The 17,658-nt window shown below is 72.3% G+C and carries 13 protein-coding genes; 5 read left to right on the top strand and 8 right to left on the bottom strand.

The genetic code is table 11. The annotated features are described in order from the left end of the window. Positions 1–924 (top strand): reductase, encoded by a 924-nt coding sequence (locus tag BM051_RS03720; protein WP_092527849.1) that lies wholly within the window; start codon positions 1–3, stop codon positions 922–924. Then, positions 921–2,366 (top strand): flavin-containing monooxygenase, encoded by a 1,446-nt coding sequence (locus BM051_RS03715; RefSeq protein ID WP_208325938.1) that lies wholly within the window; start codon positions 921–923, stop codon positions 2,364–2,366. The genes BM051_RS03720 and BM051_RS03715 overlap by 4 nt, the downstream gene beginning before the upstream one ends. Before the next feature lie 22 nt (positions 2,367–2,388). On the opposite strand, the gene BM051_RS03710 is transcribed toward BM051_RS03715, so the two are convergent. The 7 genes from BM051_RS03710 to BM051_RS03680 all read right to left on the bottom strand — a co-directional run bounded on the left by BM051_RS03710 (position 2,389) and on the right by BM051_RS03680 (position 8,549). Further along, positions 2,389–3,246, bottom strand: a complete 858-nt coding sequence (locus BM051_RS03710) for an SAM-dependent methyltransferase (RefSeq protein WP_092527846.1) — start codon at positions 3,244–3,246, stop codon at positions 2,389–2,391. Positions 3,247–3,363: 117 nt separating this feature from the next. Next, positions 3,364–4,557 (bottom strand): DNA polymerase IV, encoded by a 1,194-nt coding sequence (dinB, locus tag BM051_RS03705; RefSeq protein WP_092527843.1) that lies wholly within the window; start codon positions 4,555–4,557, stop codon positions 3,364–3,366. A gap of 118 nt (positions 4,558–4,675) precedes the next feature. Continuing rightward, positions 4,676–5,515, bottom strand: a complete 840-nt coding sequence (locus tag BM051_RS03700; protein ID WP_092527840.1) for an SGNH/GDSL hydrolase family protein — start codon at positions 5,513–5,515, stop codon at positions 4,676–4,678. Between the two features lie 432 nt (positions 5,516–5,947). Beyond that, the gene (locus tag BM051_RS03695; protein WP_092527837.1) at positions 5,948–6,148 is read right to left on the bottom strand and encodes a VOC family protein; all 201 of its coding nucleotides are present in this window, start codon (positions 6,146–6,148) and stop codon (positions 5,948–5,950) included. Positions 6,149–6,195: 47 nt separating this feature from the next. After that, a complete protein-coding gene (locus tag BM051_RS03690; protein ID WP_092527834.1) occupies positions 6,196–7,194 on the bottom strand; it encodes a sensor histidine kinase in 999 nt (332 codons plus the stop codon). Positions 7,195–7,399: 205 nt separating this feature from the next. Further along, entirely contained in the window at positions 7,400–7,804 is a 405-nt protein-coding gene (locus tag BM051_RS03685) for a hypothetical protein (protein WP_092527831.1), read from the bottom strand. A 244-nt stretch (positions 7,805–8,048) separates the two neighbouring features. Continuing rightward, positions 8,049–8,549, bottom strand: a complete 501-nt coding sequence (locus BM051_RS03680; RefSeq protein WP_092527828.1) for a hypothetical protein — start codon at positions 8,547–8,549, stop codon at positions 8,049–8,051. Between the two features lie 541 nt (positions 8,550–9,090). On the opposite strand from BM051_RS03680, the gene BM051_RS03675 reads away from it, so the two are divergent. From BM051_RS03675 to BM051_RS03665, 3 genes are all read left to right on the top strand, one after another. Continuing rightward, entirely contained in the window at positions 9,091–10,137 is a 1,047-nt protein-coding gene (locus BM051_RS03675; protein ID WP_092527825.1) for a multicopper oxidase domain-containing protein, read from the top strand. 54 nt (positions 10,138–10,191) lie between these two features. Next, positions 10,192–14,226, top strand: coding sequence for a ThuA domain-containing protein (locus tag BM051_RS03670; RefSeq protein ID WP_092527822.1), 4,035 nt, complete (start codon positions 10,192–10,194; stop codon positions 14,224–14,226). A gap of 71 nt (positions 14,227–14,297) precedes the next feature. Continuing rightward, positions 14,298–16,454 (top strand): chitobiase/beta-hexosaminidase C-terminal domain-containing protein, encoded by a 2,157-nt coding sequence (locus BM051_RS03665; protein WP_092527819.1) that lies wholly within the window; start codon positions 14,298–14,300, stop codon positions 16,452–16,454. A 439-nt stretch (positions 16,455–16,893) separates the two neighbouring features. On the opposite strand, the gene BM051_RS03660 is transcribed toward BM051_RS03665, so the two are convergent. Beyond that, positions 16,894–17,655, bottom strand: coding sequence for a class I SAM-dependent methyltransferase (locus BM051_RS03660; protein WP_244894458.1), 762 nt, complete (start codon positions 17,653–17,655; stop codon positions 16,894–16,896). Positions 17,656–17,658 lie beyond the last annotated feature (3 nt).

The following is a 17,658-nucleotide window of genomic DNA, read 5'->3' as shown; positions in this document are numbered from 1 at the left end:
GTGGCCTACGACTTCACCGCCGTGCTGGCGACCATCAAGGACAAGCAGTGGGCACTGGCCGACATCGACTGGGACGCTCCCGGCGCCGACCTGGTCACCGACGAGCAGCGGCCGCAGCTGAAGCAGTTCATGTCCGACCTGGTGTGGATCGAGAACATCGGTGCCCGCGGGTTCGCCGCGCTGGCGACCAAGGCGCCCACCCCGACGATCAAGGAGATCTACACCTACTTCCACGCCGAGGAGCAGAAGCACGCCAACGCCGAGCTGGTGCTCATGCGCCGTTGGGGCATGCTCGCCGACGACGAGATCCCGGAGCCGAACATCAACGTCCGGCTGGCCATGCGGATGCTGGACCGCTACGCCGACGCCGCGCCGCTGTCCGGGCTGGCCACGCTGATCCCGATGCTGGAGTGCGCGCTGGACGGCGCGCTGGTGAAGTTCCTGCTCGACGAGGTCGCCGATCCGCTGTGCCACGAGGTGTTCCGGCACATCAACTCCGACGAGTCCCGGCACATCGCCGTCGACTTCCAGGTGCTCGACCTCGTCGGCGCCGGTCGGATGCGCCGGCTGCTGATCGAGACCGCGTCGATCCTGAAGCCACAGATGTTGCTCGGCCTGCTGCTGTTCGTGCCGCTGCTGAACAAGATGCGGGACAACATCGTGGCGATGGGGCTGCCCGAGCGCCGGCTCTACAACGCGGTCAAGAGGTTCGCGACCAACGGCGATCGCAGCGCCAACACCCGCAGGGTGCCGGCCTACCAGGTGTTCAAGCGGCAGGCCGCGATGGTGGTCGACCGCACCCACCCCTACCACCGCTACCTCGCCGACCCGCTGGTGCGGCTCACCGCGCGGCTGCCGAGGTGGGTGGCCGGCAGGACCCCGAGCTGGGCGAGGAAGCTCACCGCGGACCCGGTGGCGAAGTGACCGCGAGCGTGCTGATCGTCGGCGCCGGTTTCGCCGGGCTCGGCACCGCCATCCGGCTGCGGCGGGCCGGCGTCGACGACTTCGTGATCCTCGAGCGGGCCGGTGAGGTGGGCGGCACCTGGCGGGACAACACCTACCCCGGCGCGGCGTGCGACATCCCGTCGCCGCTGTACTCGTTCTCCTTCGCCCAGCACGGCGGGTGGACCCGGGCGTACGCCCGCGGTCCGGAGATCCTCGACTACCTGCGGAGCCTGGTCGAGCGGTTCGACCTGCGCCGGCACATCCGGTTCTCCGCCGACGTCGCGCGGCTGGCCTACGCCGACGACGCGGCGACCTGGACCGCGCACACCACCGACGGCCGGACGTTCACGGCGCGGGTGGCGGTGGTGGCGTCCGGGCCGCTGGCCAACGCCAGCCTCCCCGAGATCCGTGGCCTCGACACCTACCGCGGCCACGTCATGCACAGCGCTCGGTGGGACCACGACTACGACCTCACCGGCAAGCGCGTCGCGGTGATCGGCACCGGAGCCAGCGCCGTGCAGATCGTCCCCGAACTGGTCCGCGTCGCACGGAAGGTCACGGTGTTCCAGCGCACGCCGGGCTGGGTACTGCCCCGCCCTGACCACGCTCATCCCGGGTGGCTGCGGGCGCGGTCGCGGCGACCGGCGGCGTGGCACGCCTACCGGCGGGCGCTCTTCTGGGCGCACGAGGTGATGGCGCTGGCCCTGGTGTGGGACGGCGTGTTCACCACCGCACTGCAGGGGGTGGCCAGGGCGTACCTGCGCCGGTCGGTGCGCGACCGATGGCTGCGGCGGCAGCTCACCCCGGACCACCGGATCGGCTGCAAGCGGTTGCTGCTGAGCAGCGACTACCTGCCGGCCCTTCAGCGGGACAACTGCACGCTGATCACGTGGCCGATCGCCCGGCTGGCTCCGCACGGGATCCGCACCGCCGACGGTGTCGAGCACCGGGTGGACTGCGTCGTGTTCGCCACCGGCTTCGAGGTCGGCAGGACCGGAACCCCGTACCCGATCACCGGGCGTGGTGGGCGGATGCTCGCCGACGAGTGGCGGCGCGGCGCGCGGGCGTACAAGAGCGTCAGCGTGGCGGGCTTCCCCAACCTCTTCCTGACCTTCGGCCCCAACTCGGGCCCGGGGCACAACTCGGTGCTGGTGTACAACGAGGCGCAGATCGACTACATCGTCCGCGCGGTCACGCTGCTGCGCTCGCGCGGCCTGCGCCGCCTCGACGTGCGCGCGGACGCGCAGGAGGCGTACAACGCCGACCTCCAGCGCCGGCTGGCGCGGACGACGTGGAACTCCGGGTGCCGCAGCTGGTACCTCACCGAGGACGGCCACAACGTCACGATGTATCCCGGGTTCGCCACCCAGTACGTCCGGCAACTGGCCACCGTGGACCTCGCCGACTACGAGGCTGAGTGAGGAGCCCACGCGGGCTCCGCACTCAGTCCGGCTTCTCGGCGACGCCACACCAGGCGAACGGTCGGGCCTGCGCCTCGGCCGGTGGCAGCCTCGCCGGGTCGACGTCGGGCCGCCAGTCGGTGAGGTGCGTGATGCCCGGTTCGAGCAGGGTGAGCCCGGCGAAGAACCCGGCGATCTCGTCGCGGGGGCGCAGCCACACCGGGTTGGCGGTGTTCCTGTACTGGTCGGCGAAGCGGAGCACGCCGGCGGCCAGCTCGGGGTCGTCCGGCGTCGTCATGTGCGAAAGGCCCAGCCAACTGCCCGGTGCCAGCTTGTCGACGTAGGCCCGCACCAGCTCGTTCGGCCCGTCGTCCGGGCCGACGAAGTGCAGCACGGCGATCATCAGCACGCACACCGGCTCGTCGAGGTCGAGCAGCCGCCGGGTCTCCGGGTGCCGCAGGATTCCGGCGGGGTCGCGCATGTCGTGCTGGACGAGCGCGGCCCAGTCGGTCGCGCCCTCCCGCTCCAGGATCAGCCGGGCGTGCGCCGCGGCGACCTCCTCGTAGTCGACGTACACCACCCGGCCCCGCTCACCCTCGGGCAGCCGCTCGCGGACGACCTCGTGCACGTTGCCGACCGTGGGTACCCCGGAGCCGAGGTCGAGGAACTGCCGGATGCCGGCGTCCACCGCCGCGCGCACCACCCGGTTCATGAACTGCCGGTTGTGCCGGGACCCGTGCTTGGCGTGCGGCCACAGCTGCATGATCCGCCGGCCGAACTCGCGATCCACCGCCCAGTTGTGGGTGCCGCCCAGGTACCAGTCGTAGACCCTGGCCGCCGACGGCTTCTCCAGGTCGACCCCGGGCGGCGCTTCCGGCGCGGTCTCCTTGCCGTTGGTCATTCTCCGGCTCCCTCCCTGCCCGGGTGACTTCCGGACAGGGTAGCGGGCGTCGGTCACGAAGCGGAGTCAGCCGGTGGCGGAGCAGCGGGCATCGGCACGCGGTGTCGGTCGGGCAGGTCAGTCGGGGAGCAGGGGCACCGAGGGCCCGTCGTCCCGGCCGAGTAGCACGGCGCGGGTGACGGCGCGGGAGCCGAACCGGTCGCGCACGCCGTCCAGCGCGGCGTCGAGCGTCGCGGCCCGCTGCTCCTCGAACGGCAGGGTCAGCTGGACCGGTGCGCCCTCGTCGTCCAAGTTGGACAGTGCGACGCCGAGCAGGGTGATGCCCTCCGCGGTGATCCGGGGCAGCGCGGCGGCCAGCAGCTCGCGCGCGGTGGCGAGCACCGTCTCGGTGTCCGCGGTCGGCCGGGGCAGCGTGTGCGCGCGGCTGGCCCTGCTGAAGTCGGCGAACCGCAGGCGCAGGGTCACCGTGCGGCAGACCCGCCGGGCCGCGCGCAGCCGGCGGGCCAGCCGGTCGACCAGCGCGACGAGGACCGCGTCCAGCTCGGCCGGCGACCGCGGCCGGCGGCCCAGCGCCCGCTGCGCTCCCATCGACCGCCGCCGGCGGCCCACCCGCACCGGGCGGGGGTCGTGGTTGTGCGCCAACGCGTGCAGGTGCCGGCCGGTGGCCCTGCCGAGCAGCGCGACCAGCTCCGCCTCCTGGAGCGCCGCCACCTGGCCGACGGTGGTGATGCCGCGATCGCGCAACCGGCGGGCGGTGACCGCGCCGACGCCCCACAGCCGTTCCACCGGCAGCGGGTGGAGGAAGTCGAGCTCGCCGTCGGGTGGCACCACCAGCAGCCCGTCCGGCTTGGCCACCCCGCTGGCGACCTTGGCGAGGAACTTGGTCCTGGCCACCCCGACGGTGATCGGCAGCCCGACCCGCTCGGCGACCTCCGCCCGCAGCCGCGCCGCGATCCGGCTCGGCGGGCCGGCGATCCGGTGGAGGCCGCCCACGTCCAGGAACGCCTCGTCGATCGAGAGGCCCTCGACCAGCGGGGTGGTCTGCCGGAACACCGCGAACACCGCCTTGCTCGCCTCGGCGTAGGCCGCCATCCGGGGCGGCACCACGGCGGCGTGCGGGCACAGCCCCCGGGCGTGCGCACCGGTCATCGCGGTGCGCACGCCGTACGCCTTGGCCTCGTAGCTGGCCGCCAGCACCACCCCGGTGCCGACGATCACCGGCCGCCCGCGCAGCCGCGGATCGTCACGCTGCTCGACCGACGCGTAGAACGCGTCGAGGTCGGCGTGCAGGATCGGACCCTCGGTCGACACGAACGCATGTTCGCATCCGGGACCGACATCGGGCGGTTTCCGGGGTTTCCGGTGACCGGGGCCGGCGCCCGCGGTGGCCCCGTTGTGTCCGTGGGGAGGCCTGAGCCGTCAGGAGCCGTCAGGAGCTCGCCGCGACCGGGTCGGCGGTGGTGAGGGCGCCGAGCCGGTTGGCGACCAGCGGGGTGTAGCCGTTGGCCTGCCCGGCCCGGTTCGGGTGGTAGGACTCCAGGATCGGGTTCGACAGCCCGTTGACCCACTCCACGTCGTCGCAGACGGCGTGCCCGGTGAAGGCCGACCTCGGGTCGACGAAGGCGAACCCGTGTGCCGCGGCCCTGCCGGCGATCGTCGTCGCCAGCAGATCGGCCGTCTCGTTCAGCTCGGCCTGCTCACCCGGGCTGATCCTGGCCGCCAGGTTGCACTCCTCGCCGTTGAACAGCCGCGGGTAGCCGACCACCACGACCCGCGCGGACGGCGCCCGGTTCCGGATCGCCGTGTACAGCGAGTCCAGCCGCCCCGGCAGCGTGTCGCGGATGATGGTGTTGGCGTTGTCGATCTCGTTCCAGCACGTGTACGGCCACGGCCGGGCGCACGCCTCGATCACCTTGGCGAAGCCGGCGTCGTTGCCGCCCACCGACACGGTGACGTGCGTCGTCGTCGAGCCGAGGCTGCCCAGCTGGGTGTTCCGCACGTCCGCCACCCGGGCGCCCGAGCACGCGGCGAACGTCAACGTCGCGCCGCTGCGCTGTGCCACCAGAACCGGGTAGGCGTAGGGCGAGCGGTAGCACGACCCGCTGTCCGAGTAGTAGCTGCGGGTGCCCACACCGGACGAGTAGGAGTCGCCGAGCGCGGTGTAGCGGCTCGCGGCCGCACCGGCCTGCGCGGTACCGGTCAGGGTGAGCGCGGCGGCCATGGCGGAGACCACGCCGACGCGCAGGGTGCGGGACAGGTTCCGGCTCATACGGGGCCTCCAACGGCAGGGGAGAGGCAGCGGGGGACGCAGGGGAGGATTCGCTGGACAGGGACCGAACCGAGCGCTTCTCAGCGTGCGGTGCTCGATCGCGCCGGCGCAATCCGCCATCCGGAGTAGCCAATCGATCACGTCAAGTGCCGGGCCGGTGAGCCGGAGACACGCCGGGTAAGACCGCATCACAAGGGGATAACGCCGTCCACGGCGGACGGACGGACGGGGAGGGGCGGCCGAGCCCGGCCGCCCCTCCCCGTCCGGCGTCACCGGTCCAGGTCGGCCCAGAACGCGTAGTGGCGTCGCCGAACCAGGTGCACCGGCCGGATCCCTTCGGGCTCGTCCCCGTTCGGCCGCGATGCCCGGGTCAGCGTGGTTCCACTGTGGACGCGGGAGCGCCCTCGCGAACCATTCCCGGGGCCTTCACGGCTACTCCCCGGCCATCGGGGCCGGGTCCATGTACGCGACCTCCCACAGGTGACCGTCGAGATCGTGAAAGCTGCGCACGTACATGCCACCCTGGTCGGTCATGTCGTTCGCCTCGCCGCCACCCGCCAGCAGTGCCGCGTCGACGATCTCGTCGACCCGCCGCCGGCTCTCCAGGCCGAGCGCGATGATCGACTCCGCCACCTTCGCTGGACAGCCGGTCCGGGCAAGGCAATCGGGCTCAGGTCCGCTCAGTGCCCCCGGCCGTCGGTGAGCGGGAGTTCGTGGTGGGTGCGGGCGTGCGGGAAGTACATCCGTACCGTGGTCACCGTGCCGGGCACCGTGTGCGTGGTGACGACGTCGGCGAGCTGGCGGGCGATCCACATTCCGCGCCCGCCGGGCTGGGTGTCGTCCGGCGGCTGGTATCCCGCGGTCGGTGGCAGCGGAACCCCGCGGGCATCGTCGACCTGGACGACCAGGGTGTCGGACCGGCGCCAGCACCGCACCCGCGCCGGCGGTGCGCCGTGCAGCAGACCGTTGGTGGCCACCTCACCGGTGGCGATGACCACGTCCTCGGCGGCGGCACGGTCGAAGCCGTGACCCCGCGCCCACTCCCGGGCCCGCGCCCGCAGCCCGGCCAGCTCGGGCACGTCGTACAGGGCGAGGTCCAGGTCCACCGACGTGGGTGGCGGCTCCAGCGCCACCTGGTTGCGCCCCGCGAGGTAGGACTCCGGCGGCACGAAGTCGGGGTTCGGGAACGGCCCGGACGGGCCGAGCTCGTGCGGGTGCAGGGCGCGTGCCCCCTCGATCACCAGCGTGGGGTGGCTCCGGCTGTCCCACAGGCAGGTCACCGGGCAGCCGTAGCGGGCGAAGGCCTCGTTGCAGATCGCCTCGTACGACAGGTACGCGGCGGCCCGGTCCACCGGCGCGTCCGGAGCCAGGTCGGTGCGGACGTCCGGCTCGGCCACCACGTGCAGCACCCGCCCGCGGGCGTGCTCCTCGGCGAGCCGCCGGCGGAAGGTCGCGAACGCGAACCCGAGCCGCTGGTAGATCGCGCTCGGGTCGCCCCACTCCAGCCGCGCGGCGTCGGTGCCCAGCGCGTCCCGTACGATCCGCTCGGTGTGCGGGCCCACCACCATCAGCACCGACTCGCCAGCCGCCAGTGACCGGCGCAGGGCGGGCAGCAGGCGCTCCCGCAGGGCCTGGTCGGAATCGACGACCAGCACGTTGTGCACGAACCCGGTACTCATCACTCGCCCCCAGCGCGACGTGCGGACGGGTCGACGGGCTCGGCGCCGTCGGTGTCCCCGGGACACCCGGACGTTCCGGTGGCACTCATCCGCGTCTTCCTCGTCGCGTGACCGCTGACCCGCACCCCGGCGGAATGCCCGGCCCACCCTGTTCGCTAAACCAGTCGGGCGAGGGCGGGGCGGCGGGCGCGGCCGGGAGCGCGGGTCAGCGGGAGAGCGCGGCCAGCACCCGGCGCCGGCGTTTCGCGCTGAACGGGTGCGCCCACCGGACCGCGTGCTCGGCCCGCCGGATGTCGGCCTCCGCCAGCCGCTCGAACCGGGTGACCCACCGCTCGACCAGCGCGGCGGCCTCGTGCTGCCCGGAGACGAACAGCACCTCGGCGAGGTAGAGCTGCGAGCAGGCGAACTCGCGGGCGCACTCGGCGAGCTCGACGCGGTAGCGGGCGCGCAGCACCGACGCCACCCAGACCAGGACCGCCGTGCTGGCCACCACGGCCCCGGCGGCGATCGCCAGGGCCACCCACACGTAGGTCCCCATCACCCGCTCCTCTCGCCCGCCCGCGATCCGCGGCAGGCGGTGCGTCCGGCGCACCGCAACCCACTCGGACATCCGTTCATAGGATCAATCTCGGGTGACGTTACCGGGGGCCGGTACCCCCAGGCGCAGACGTTGCACGGTGATGATCACGGCGCGATCGCCCCGGGTGACCGGCCGACCCGTGTCCGCCGGGTTTGGTCGGCCGCCGCCCCGGGCATTCGGTGCTGGATCCGGCTCCCTCACGGATCACGAGGCCCCGCCGGCCCTGGCAGGGTGGCCGGCGGGGCCGTCTCACGCGTTCGGCCGATCGGCCGGGTCAGCTGGTCGTCGGGCTCGCCTCGCTGACCGTGGCGCTGTCCAGGAACTTCTCGTTGGCATACGCGTCGTAGATCCCGGCCTCGACCAGGCCGTACTTGTCGCTGTACCGCTCGTAGTCGAACCTCTCCACGGTTCCGGTGACGGTCACCGAGTCGCCCTCGGCGTAGTCCTGTGCCGGCGCCTGCTCGAACAGCACGAGCAGGTCGTTGTCGCCGTGGTCGCCGGCGTCGAGCACCAGCGCGCGGTCGTTGAGCTCCTGGTCGACGGTCGCGGTGATCGTCACCTGCTCACCCAGGTGACCCTCGCCGTCGGCGAAGTAGTCCTGCCCGTCCTGGTCGGGACTCGGCTCGGTGGCCTGGGTCGTGGTGGTGGTCTCGGGGGCGGGCTCGGGCCCCGCCGCGTCGTCGCCGTTGCCGCAGCTCGCGAGTGCCGCGGTGAGCACCAGCGCGGACGCGGCGGCGAGTTGGCGGAGGTGTCGCGATGAGTGGTCCAGACGCATGATCGGTTGTTCCCCACTGTCGGTTGCGTTGTCCGTGTTTCGCGCGTGACCGGTCGCGTGCTGCCATGCCGGTCCCCGGCCGGATACCCGTCGTGCCCGCGGTGACGCCGACCGTTACCGGTTCGACATCAGGACTCGGCGGCGGCGCGGCCTGCGCCGAACAGGTGTGTCCGCTCCTCCGCTCGCCGGACACACTTCTGTCTTGTTTCAGCGTAAGTCAGGACAGATCGACCAAAGATATTTACGCACGATCCAGAAGTAGTTACGGTCCTGACCGAAATCCTCGGCGTGGGAGGCGGGGCATCGTGAGCGGTACGGCACGGCGACGGGACGCGGCGAGAGGATCGACCCCGCCGTCGAGCCGGCCGCCGAGCTGGTCGCCGAGCCGGCTGCCGACCGAACGGCCCGCCGGTGGGGCCTCGGTCCGACCGGCTCGGCCCCGTGCCACCCCATCGGTCCTTTTCGGACGTTCGTCGCGGCGGCCCCGCCGCTCGTCCCCACCACCCCGCGCCGGTGCCGGGAGAACCCCGAACGGAGTGCCATGACGGACAAGCACGCGCAACCCGGGCCGTTCGGCCGCCCGGTGTCCCGACGCTCGATGCTGGCCGGTGCCGCCGTGGGCGTGGTCGCCCCCGCGGTCGGCCCGGCGGCGGCCGCCGCCGCGCCACCCCCCGGCGGTGACAACGGCGCTGGCAACGGCGCTGGCAAGGGCGCTGGCAAGGGCGAGACCAGGCGGATCACCATGTACGCCGAGCACCTGCCGAACAACGAGGTCGGCTACGGCCTGGAACCTGGCAAGGCCACCATCCCGGGCCCGCTGTTGGAGATGTGGGAGGGCGACACCCTCGAGATCGACCTCGTCAACAACACCGACAAGCGCCTGTCGATCCATCCGCACGGGGTGGACTACAGCGTCGACTCCGACGGCAGCCCGCTCAACGCGTCCTTCAACGAGCCGGGGCAACGGCGCACCTACGTCTGGCGCAGCCACGGCCCCGGCAAGGCCAAGGGCGGCACGTGGATGCCCGGCAGCGCAGGCTACTGGCACTACCACGACCACGCCATGGGCGGCGAGCACGGCACCGAGGGACTGCGCCGCGGCCTCTACGGCGCGCTGATCGTCCGGCGCAAGGGCGACATCCTGCCCGATCGCCAGTTCACCGTGGTGTTCAACGACATGACGATCAACAACCGGATGGCCCCGCACGTGCCCGTCCTGGAGGCGAACCTCGGCGAGCGGGTGGAGTTCGTCGCCATCGGCCACGGCAACAACTTCCACACGTTCCACCTGCACGCTCACCGGTGGGCGGACAACCGCACCGGGCTGCTCGAGGGCCCGCACGACCCGAGCCGGGTGATCGACACCCGCGACCTCAACCCCGGCGACTCCTTCGGCTTCCAGGTGATCGCCGGTGAGGGCGTCGGGCCGGGCGTGTGGATGTACCACTGCCACGTGCAGTTCCACTCCGACGGCGGGATGGCCGGTGTCCTCCTGGTCCGCAACGCCGACGGCAGCATGCCGCCCGGCGCGCGGGAGGCGCTGGACCGCTACCACCAGCACGGCCACGTCGGCCACACGCACGGCTAGCGGCGTGGCGGCACCCGGCACCGGTCACGCCGAACCACGAGTGAAGGAGTAGGGATGGGTCGAAGAGGTCTACCGAGTTCCCACCGCGACCGGCGTGCCGGGCCGGCACCGCTCCGGCGGGGCGGGTTCGCGCGGCGCGTCATGGTCCTGCTGACCGGCGCCGCACTGGCGCTCGGGCTGTCCGCCGCCCCCGCGGCCGGCGCGCCGCCCGCCGAGTCCACCGAGGCCAGCGAGTCCGCCCAGACCGCCGCGTCGGGGATCAACGTCCTCGTGTTCTCCGGCGCGCCGGACGCGCAGGACGACCCGGTGACGCGGGCCGCCGAGGCCATCGAGGAGCTGGGCGAGCGCAACGGGCTCACCGTCGACACCACCACCGACCCGGCGGTGTTCAGCCCGGCCAACCTGGCCCGCTACCGCGGCGTCGTGTTCCTCTCCGCGGAGGGCGCCGAGCTCACCATGGCACAGGAGGCCGCGTTCCAGGACTACATCGCCGCCGGCGGCGGGTTCCTCGGGATCCGGGACGCCGCGCGGGCGCAGGCCCGGTCGGAGTGGTTCACCGGGTTGGTCGGCACCCGCCCCGCCGGCAACCGGCCCACCCCGGAGGAGGCCGCCGCGGTCGGCGCCAGCGGCGAGAACCCGCCGAACGAGACCAAGGAGAAGCTGGTCGACGGCGACGTTGGCACCAAGTGGCTGACCTTCGCGCCGACCGGGTGGGTGACGGTCGAGCTGGCCGAGCCGACCGTGGTCAATCGGTACGCGCTCAGCTCGGCCAACGACGCGCCCGGCCGTGACCCGAAGGACTGGACGCTGCGGGGCTCGGCCGACGGGCAGAGCTGGACCGACCTGGACCGCCGGACCGGGGAGACCTTCCCCGACCGGTTCCAGACCAAGGAGTACGCGTTCGACAACACTCAGCCCTACAAGTTCTACCGGCTGGACGTCACCGCCAACGCCGGTGACCCGCTGACCCAGCTCGCCGAGTTGGAGCTCTACGGCGCCGACGCCACCCCGCCGCCGACCACCGAGCCCACCCCGCGGGAGGCCGTGGTCAGCGTGACCGACCGGCGGCACCCGGCGACCAGGGATCTTCCGCTCACCTGGCCCCGCACCGACATCTGGACCAACTGGGACCCGAACCCGGTCGGTGAGGTGCACACGGTCGCCCAGGTGCAGGAGCACACCTACGACCCGGGGCCGGCCGCGAACGGGCCGTTCCATCCGATCTCCTGGTGCCGCGACTACGCCGGCGGCCGGTCGTTCTACACCGGGATGGGCGGCACCCCGGAGAGCTACGACGAGGAGCTCTTCCGCGGCCACCTGCTCGGCGCGCTGCGGTGGACCACCGGTGCGGTCCGCGGCGACTGCCAGGCGACCATCGCCGCGAACTACAAGACCGAGCGGCTCACCGGGAAGAACCAGCAGGGCCAGCTCGACCAGCACGGCGAGATGCACGGTCTGACCGTCGCGCCCGACGGGACGGTCTTCTTCGTCGGCAAGGCCGCCTGCCCCTCGGGGCCGATCCCGAGCTGGACCCACCCGGACATCGGCCTCGGCTGTGGCACCATCCACCAGTGGAAGCCGGACACCAGGCAGGTCAAGCTCCTGACCACGCTGGAGGTGTTCGGCAACCGCGGCGCCGGTGACGAGCTGGTGAAGAGCGAGGAGGGCCTGCTCGGCATCACCGTCGACCCGGAGTTCGCCGAGAACGGCTGGCTGTACGTCTACTGGATGCCGCACGACTCGATCGACCGGGACAAGCGGATCGGCCAGCGGACGGTGTCGCGGTTCACCTACGACCACGCCACCGAGACGATCGACCTCGGTTCCCGCAAGGACCTGCTGAGCTGGGACGCCCAGATCCACAGCTGTTGCCACGCGGGCGGCGGACTGGACTTCGACGCCGAGGGCAACCTCTACATCGCCGTCGGGGACAGCAACTCGTCGCAGGGGTCGAGCGGCTACTCCGGCAACAACTGGACCAAGGACTACAAGGGACTGTCCTTCCAGGACGCCCGCAGGACGTCGGGCAACACCAACGACCTCAACGGCAAGATCCTGCGGATCCGGCCGCGGCCGGACGGCACGTACACCATCCCGGAGGGCAACCTCTTCCCGGAGGCCGACGACCCGGGGGACAGGACCCGCCCGGAGATCTACGTGATGGGTGTGCGCAACCCGACCCGGCTGCACGTCGACCCGGTGAAGGGCTGGCTCACCACCGGCTGGGTCGGTCCGGACGCCGGGGCGCCGAGCCCGGAGCTGGGCCCGGCGAAGTACGAGACGGCCACGGTGATCACGTCCGCGGGCAACCAGGGCTGGCCGTACTGCATGGGCAACCGGCAGCCCTACCGCGACCGCAGCAACACCGACGCGGAGGTGCTGACCGGCTGGTACGACTGTGACGACCTGAAGAACACCTCGCCGCGCAACACCGGGCTGGTGGACATCCCGCCGGCGCGGGACAACATGATCTGGTATGCGCCGCAGGGTGGTGGACCGGTATTCCCGGAGCGCCCGGACGGCAGCGGGGTGCCGACGTACGTCGAGGAGGACGCCACCTACACCCAGCCCTACTTCCGTGGCGGCTGCCAGGCGATCATGCCGGGACCAACGTACTACCGCTCCGAGGCGGCGGCGGACAGCGCCGTGGCCTGGCCGGAGTACTGGGACGGCAAGTGGTTCGTCGGCGACGAGTGCACCCCGAACAACCGGGTCGCGGTCACGGTGAACCCGGATACCGTCGCCGAGCAGGGGCCGCCGGCCTTCGGCGAGGACCTGCGCAAGATCATCCGGCCGGGCGGCGGCAGCGAGCAGCTGCAGAGCTGGATGGGTGCCCAGTTCGGCCCGGACGGGGCGCTGTACATGATCGACTACGGCAGCGGGTTCTTCAGCCTCAGCGACAACCAGAAGCTGATCCGGATCACCTACGAGGGTGGGCCGGCGACGCCGAGCCCGACCGTGGGCGCGACGGCGGTGCACAACAAGCCGCTGACGATGGCGTTCGACGCTCGACGCTCCGGCGGGGTGTCCTACCGGTGGGACTTCGGCGACGGTGCCACGTCGACCGAGGCCACCCCGCGGCACACCTACGCCGCCGTCGGCACCTACACCGTGACGCTGACGGTGACCTACGCCGACGGTGAGGTGTCCACCACGAGCACCGAGGTGACCGTGGAGTGCGCGGTGCCGGACGACCGGTCGACGGTGTGGCTGCGGGACAGCGACACCGGGGTCACCAACCACGGGGCCGGCGGCGGCTGCACGATCAACGACCTGATCGACGACGAGAGCACGTGGCCCAACCACGGCGCGTTCGTCAGTCACGTCAACGGCGTGCTCGAGCGGCTCGAGAAGGACGGCGTGATCACCGGCAAGGAGCACGGGGCGTTGTCCAGGGCGGCCGCGCGGTCGGACATCGGGAAGAAGGGTGACACCGGGTACGAGGCCATCTTCGACGGGACGGCGCAGTCGTTGCTGGGCTGGGAGCAGGCCCCGAGTGGTCGGTTCGAGATCCAGCCGGACGGCTCGCTGCGCAGCTCCGGCGGGCTGGGAATGCTGTGGTACGCGGGCAAGGAGTTCGGTGACTTCTCGCTGAAGCTGCGGTTCCGCGACGTGGCGCCGGGGGAGCACCGGGCGAACAGCGGGGTGTTCGTGCGGTTCCCCGACCCGCGGACCCCGCTGGAGCAGCGGCCACCGGGCAGCTGCGGCACCCAGGGCGCCGCTCGCACGTCGCAGGCGTGGGTCGCGATCTACTGTGGACAGGAGGTGCAGATCTACGACGGGGCTTCCGGTGAGCCGCAGAAGACCGGCTCGATCTACAACTTCGACCCGGTCGGGCTCGACCAGGCCGGCGCGACGCCGAAGGGGCAGTGGAACGACTACGAGATCCGGGTGGTCGGGCAGCACTACACGATCCTGCGCAACGGCGTGGTGATCAACGAGTTCGACAACCTCCCCGGCAAGCAGTCGTCGCGCGCCGGTGACCCGCCCACCGACCTGCGCCAGTTCGCCAGCGGGTTCATCGGGCTGCAGAACCACGGCAACAACGACCTGATCGAGTTCCGCAACATCCGGGTGCGGCAGCTGTAGCCCTCGGTGCGGCCGGCCGGCGCGTTCCGGCCGGCCGTACCGGCGGCGGGCGCCGAGAGCAGGAGAGAACCATGTTTTCACGACTACTGGCGCGCCGGTCGGGCGCGGCGCGCGGTACGGCGGTGGCCGTGCTGGTCGCCGCGCTGGCCGCGCTCTGGCTGCCGACCTCGGCCGCCTCGCAGTCCGGGGCGGCACGGTCGGGTGCGCCGACGGCTGCCGCGGAGCAGGTGCTGCGGTGGACCGCGAACGACAGCCTGACCGAGTACCCGATCGCGCCGACCACGGCCACGGCCGGGCCGGCGACGATCGTCTTCGAGAACAGCCTGGCCACCGGGAACACCACCGGGATGGCGCACACCCTGACGTTCGACACGTCGAGCCCGGGGTACAACCACGACGTCGACCTGAACATCGTCGCCAGCCCGTTCGACGCGAAGAACGGGCTGCACGAGGCGCAGGTGACGCTGACGCCGGGGACGTACCGGTACTACTGCGCGATGCCGGGGCACGGCGAGATGGCCGGTGTGTTGGAGGTGACCGACGACGGCGGGGGCGACGACACGACCCCGCCCTCGGTGGCGGCGGCGGTGTCCGGAGACCAGGACGCGGACGGCAACTACGTCGGATCCGCCACGGTGACCGTGTCGGCCGAGGACGCCGGCTCCGGCGTGGCGTCGGTGGAGTACGCCATGGACGGTGCCGCGTTCCAGCCCTACACCGGGCCGGTGACCGTCGACCAGGTCGGTGAGCACACCGTGCGGTTCCGGGCGACGGACAGGGCCGGGAACGTGTCGGAGGTCGGGTCGGTGTCGTTCGGTGTCGTCGAGCCGGCGCCGGCGGACACCACGCCGCCGGTGGTCACCGCGTCGGTGTCGGGTGACCAGGACGCCGAGGGCAACTACGTCGGGTCGGCCACGGTGACCGTGTCGGCCGAGGACGCCGGCTCGGGAGTGGCGTCGGTGGAGTACGAGGTGGACGACACCGGGTTCCAGCCGTACTCCGGGCCGGTGACGGTGGACCGGCCGGGCGATCACTCGGTGCAGTACCGGGCGACCGACAACGCCGGGAACCTCTCGGAGACCGGGTCGGTGCTGTTCAGCGTGGTGGAGCCGACGCCGGACGACACCACGCCGCCCGTGGTCACCGCGTCGGTGTCGGGTGACCAGGACGCCGAGGGCAACTATGTCGGCTCGGCCACGGTGGCGATCTCGGCGCGGGACGCCGGGTCCGGGGTGGCCTCGGTGGAGTACGCGGTGCACGCCGGGCACTTCGTGCCCTACACCGGGCCGGTGACCGTCGACCAGGTCGGTGAGCACACGGTGTGGTTCCGGGCGGCGGACAACGCGGGAAACGTGTCGGAGGTCGGGTCGGTGCTGTTCACCGTGGTGGAGCCCGCTCCCGGTGACACCACGCCACCCGAGGTCTCCGCGACGGTGGCCGGTGACCAGGACGCCGACGGCAACTACGTCGGCGCGGCCACGGTGACCATCTCCGCGCGGGACACCGTGTCCGGTGTGGACACCCTGACCCACGCGCTGGACGGCGGGTCCTTCCAGCCGTACACCGCGCCGGTCGTGGTGTCGGCGCCCGGCGAGCACACCGTTCGGTACCGGGCCACCGACCACGCCGGCAACGCCTCCGAGGTCGGGTCGGTGTCGTTCACCGTGGTGGAGCCGGCGCCGGACGACACCACGCCGCCCACGGTCTCGGCATCCGTGGCGGGCGACCAGGACGCCGAGGGGCACTACGTGGGTTCGGCGACGGTGACGGTGTCCGCGGTGGACGCCGGCTCCGGGGTGGCGTCGGTGGAGTACGAGCTCGACGGCGCCGGGTTCGGCGACTACGGCGGGCCGGTGGTGGTGACCTCGCCGGGCGAGCACACCGTGCGGTTCCGGGCGACCGACCGGGGAGGCAACGCCTCGGAGATCGGGTCGGTGACCTTCACGGTGGTCGCCGCCGACTCCGACGCCTGTCCCGGCTCGGACGTGCGGCCCACGGTGGTCATCGGCAACCACGACAGTACGGTGGCCAATGTGGACACCGGCAACGGGTGCACGATCAACGACCTGATCGACGAGCACGGCGAGTACGCCAACCACGGGCAGTTCGTCAAGCACGTTCGGCAGGTCACCGCCGACCTCGTCGCGCGCGGCGTCATCTCCGAGCAGGAGAGGGCGCGCATCGTGCGCGCCGCCGCCCGCTCCGACGTCGGCAAGAACGGCGAGTAAGGCAGGGCGGCCCGAGAGCCGCATGGCGCCACCAAGGCCCCCTTGATCGGGCTCAACGCCACCAAGGGGGCCTTGGTGCCTGTCCCCGGGATCCGGCCCAGCCCTCCACTCGGATCCCGGGGACTTCCCTGCCCGCTCCGAGTAGGGTCGGCCGGGGGTGGGGTGGGCTTGTGGCGGAGCTGATCGAACTCGCGGAGCGCGGTCTCGGCCGTGTGCCCACGGGTCCTCGACGTGACCGACGGGGCGCCCCGTTTCGTCGCGAGCTCCCCGTTGCCCCACCGGTAACGGTGTCGTCGGTCGCCGCGGTCTCACCGCCGAACGGCGACCGATGCGGGAGTCTCCTGGCGCGGCTCCCACGCCACGACGCCGACGGTGGTGTCGACGGGCAGCGGGCACTGGCGCCCGAGCAGGAGCTCGGCGCCAGTGGCGGATGGGGTGGCTAGTGGCGCCGGGTGGCGCGCACGACGACGTCGTGAAGGTAAACCTCCACGCCCCCATGGCCGGCGAGGGTTCGGTGGCACTCCTCGGCAATGACGACCTCCCAGGCCGTCTCGTCCAGCCGCGCCGTGATGGCCGCGTCGGTGGCCGACGCCTCGGCGGGCGGACGATGCCCGGACCCGTGGCCATGTCCCTGGCTCTGACCGTGGCCCTGGCCGCCGCCGGTAGCGGTGGGGGTGTGGAGGTGACCGACGATCAGCAAGGTGCCGCCGGGCGCCACCCATCCGGCGATGCGGTCGTAGAACTCCAGCTGCGGCATCGCCGGGTGGGCGTAGTGGGTCATGACCAGGTCGAATCGCGTGCCCGGGTTCCAGACGCTCGCGTCCGCCTCAACCCACCGCAGGCGCTCACTCGCGCCGCTCGCCGCCGCGCGCTCGGCGGCGCGGGCGAGTGCCGCGGAGGAGATGTCGGTCGCGGTCACCCGCCACCCGCGCGAGGCGAGCCAGATCGCCTCGGCGCCGGCACCGCACCCCGCGTCCAGCGCCGTGCCCGGCACCAGCTCGCTGGTCTCCCGGGCAAGGTACGGGTTCGGCGAATTCCCGCCCATGGGTCCACGGCCGCCGACGCCTCCCTGCCGCCAGTGCCGCTCCCAGTACTCCTTGTCGAACCCGTGCGCCATCTCCTCGTCCTCCCCGTTCGTTCCACGCCCAGCGATGGTGACAACCGGCAAGGCGGGCCGGCAAAGCCTGTTGCCGAATGGCAAGCT

The organism is Amycolatopsis arida (assembly GCF_900115565.1).
In the GTDB taxonomy this organism is placed as follows: domain Bacteria; phylum Actinomycetota; class Actinomycetes; order Mycobacteriales; family Pseudonocardiaceae; genus Yuhushiella; species Yuhushiella arida.
This window is presented reverse-complemented; position numbering and strand designations above follow the sequence as displayed.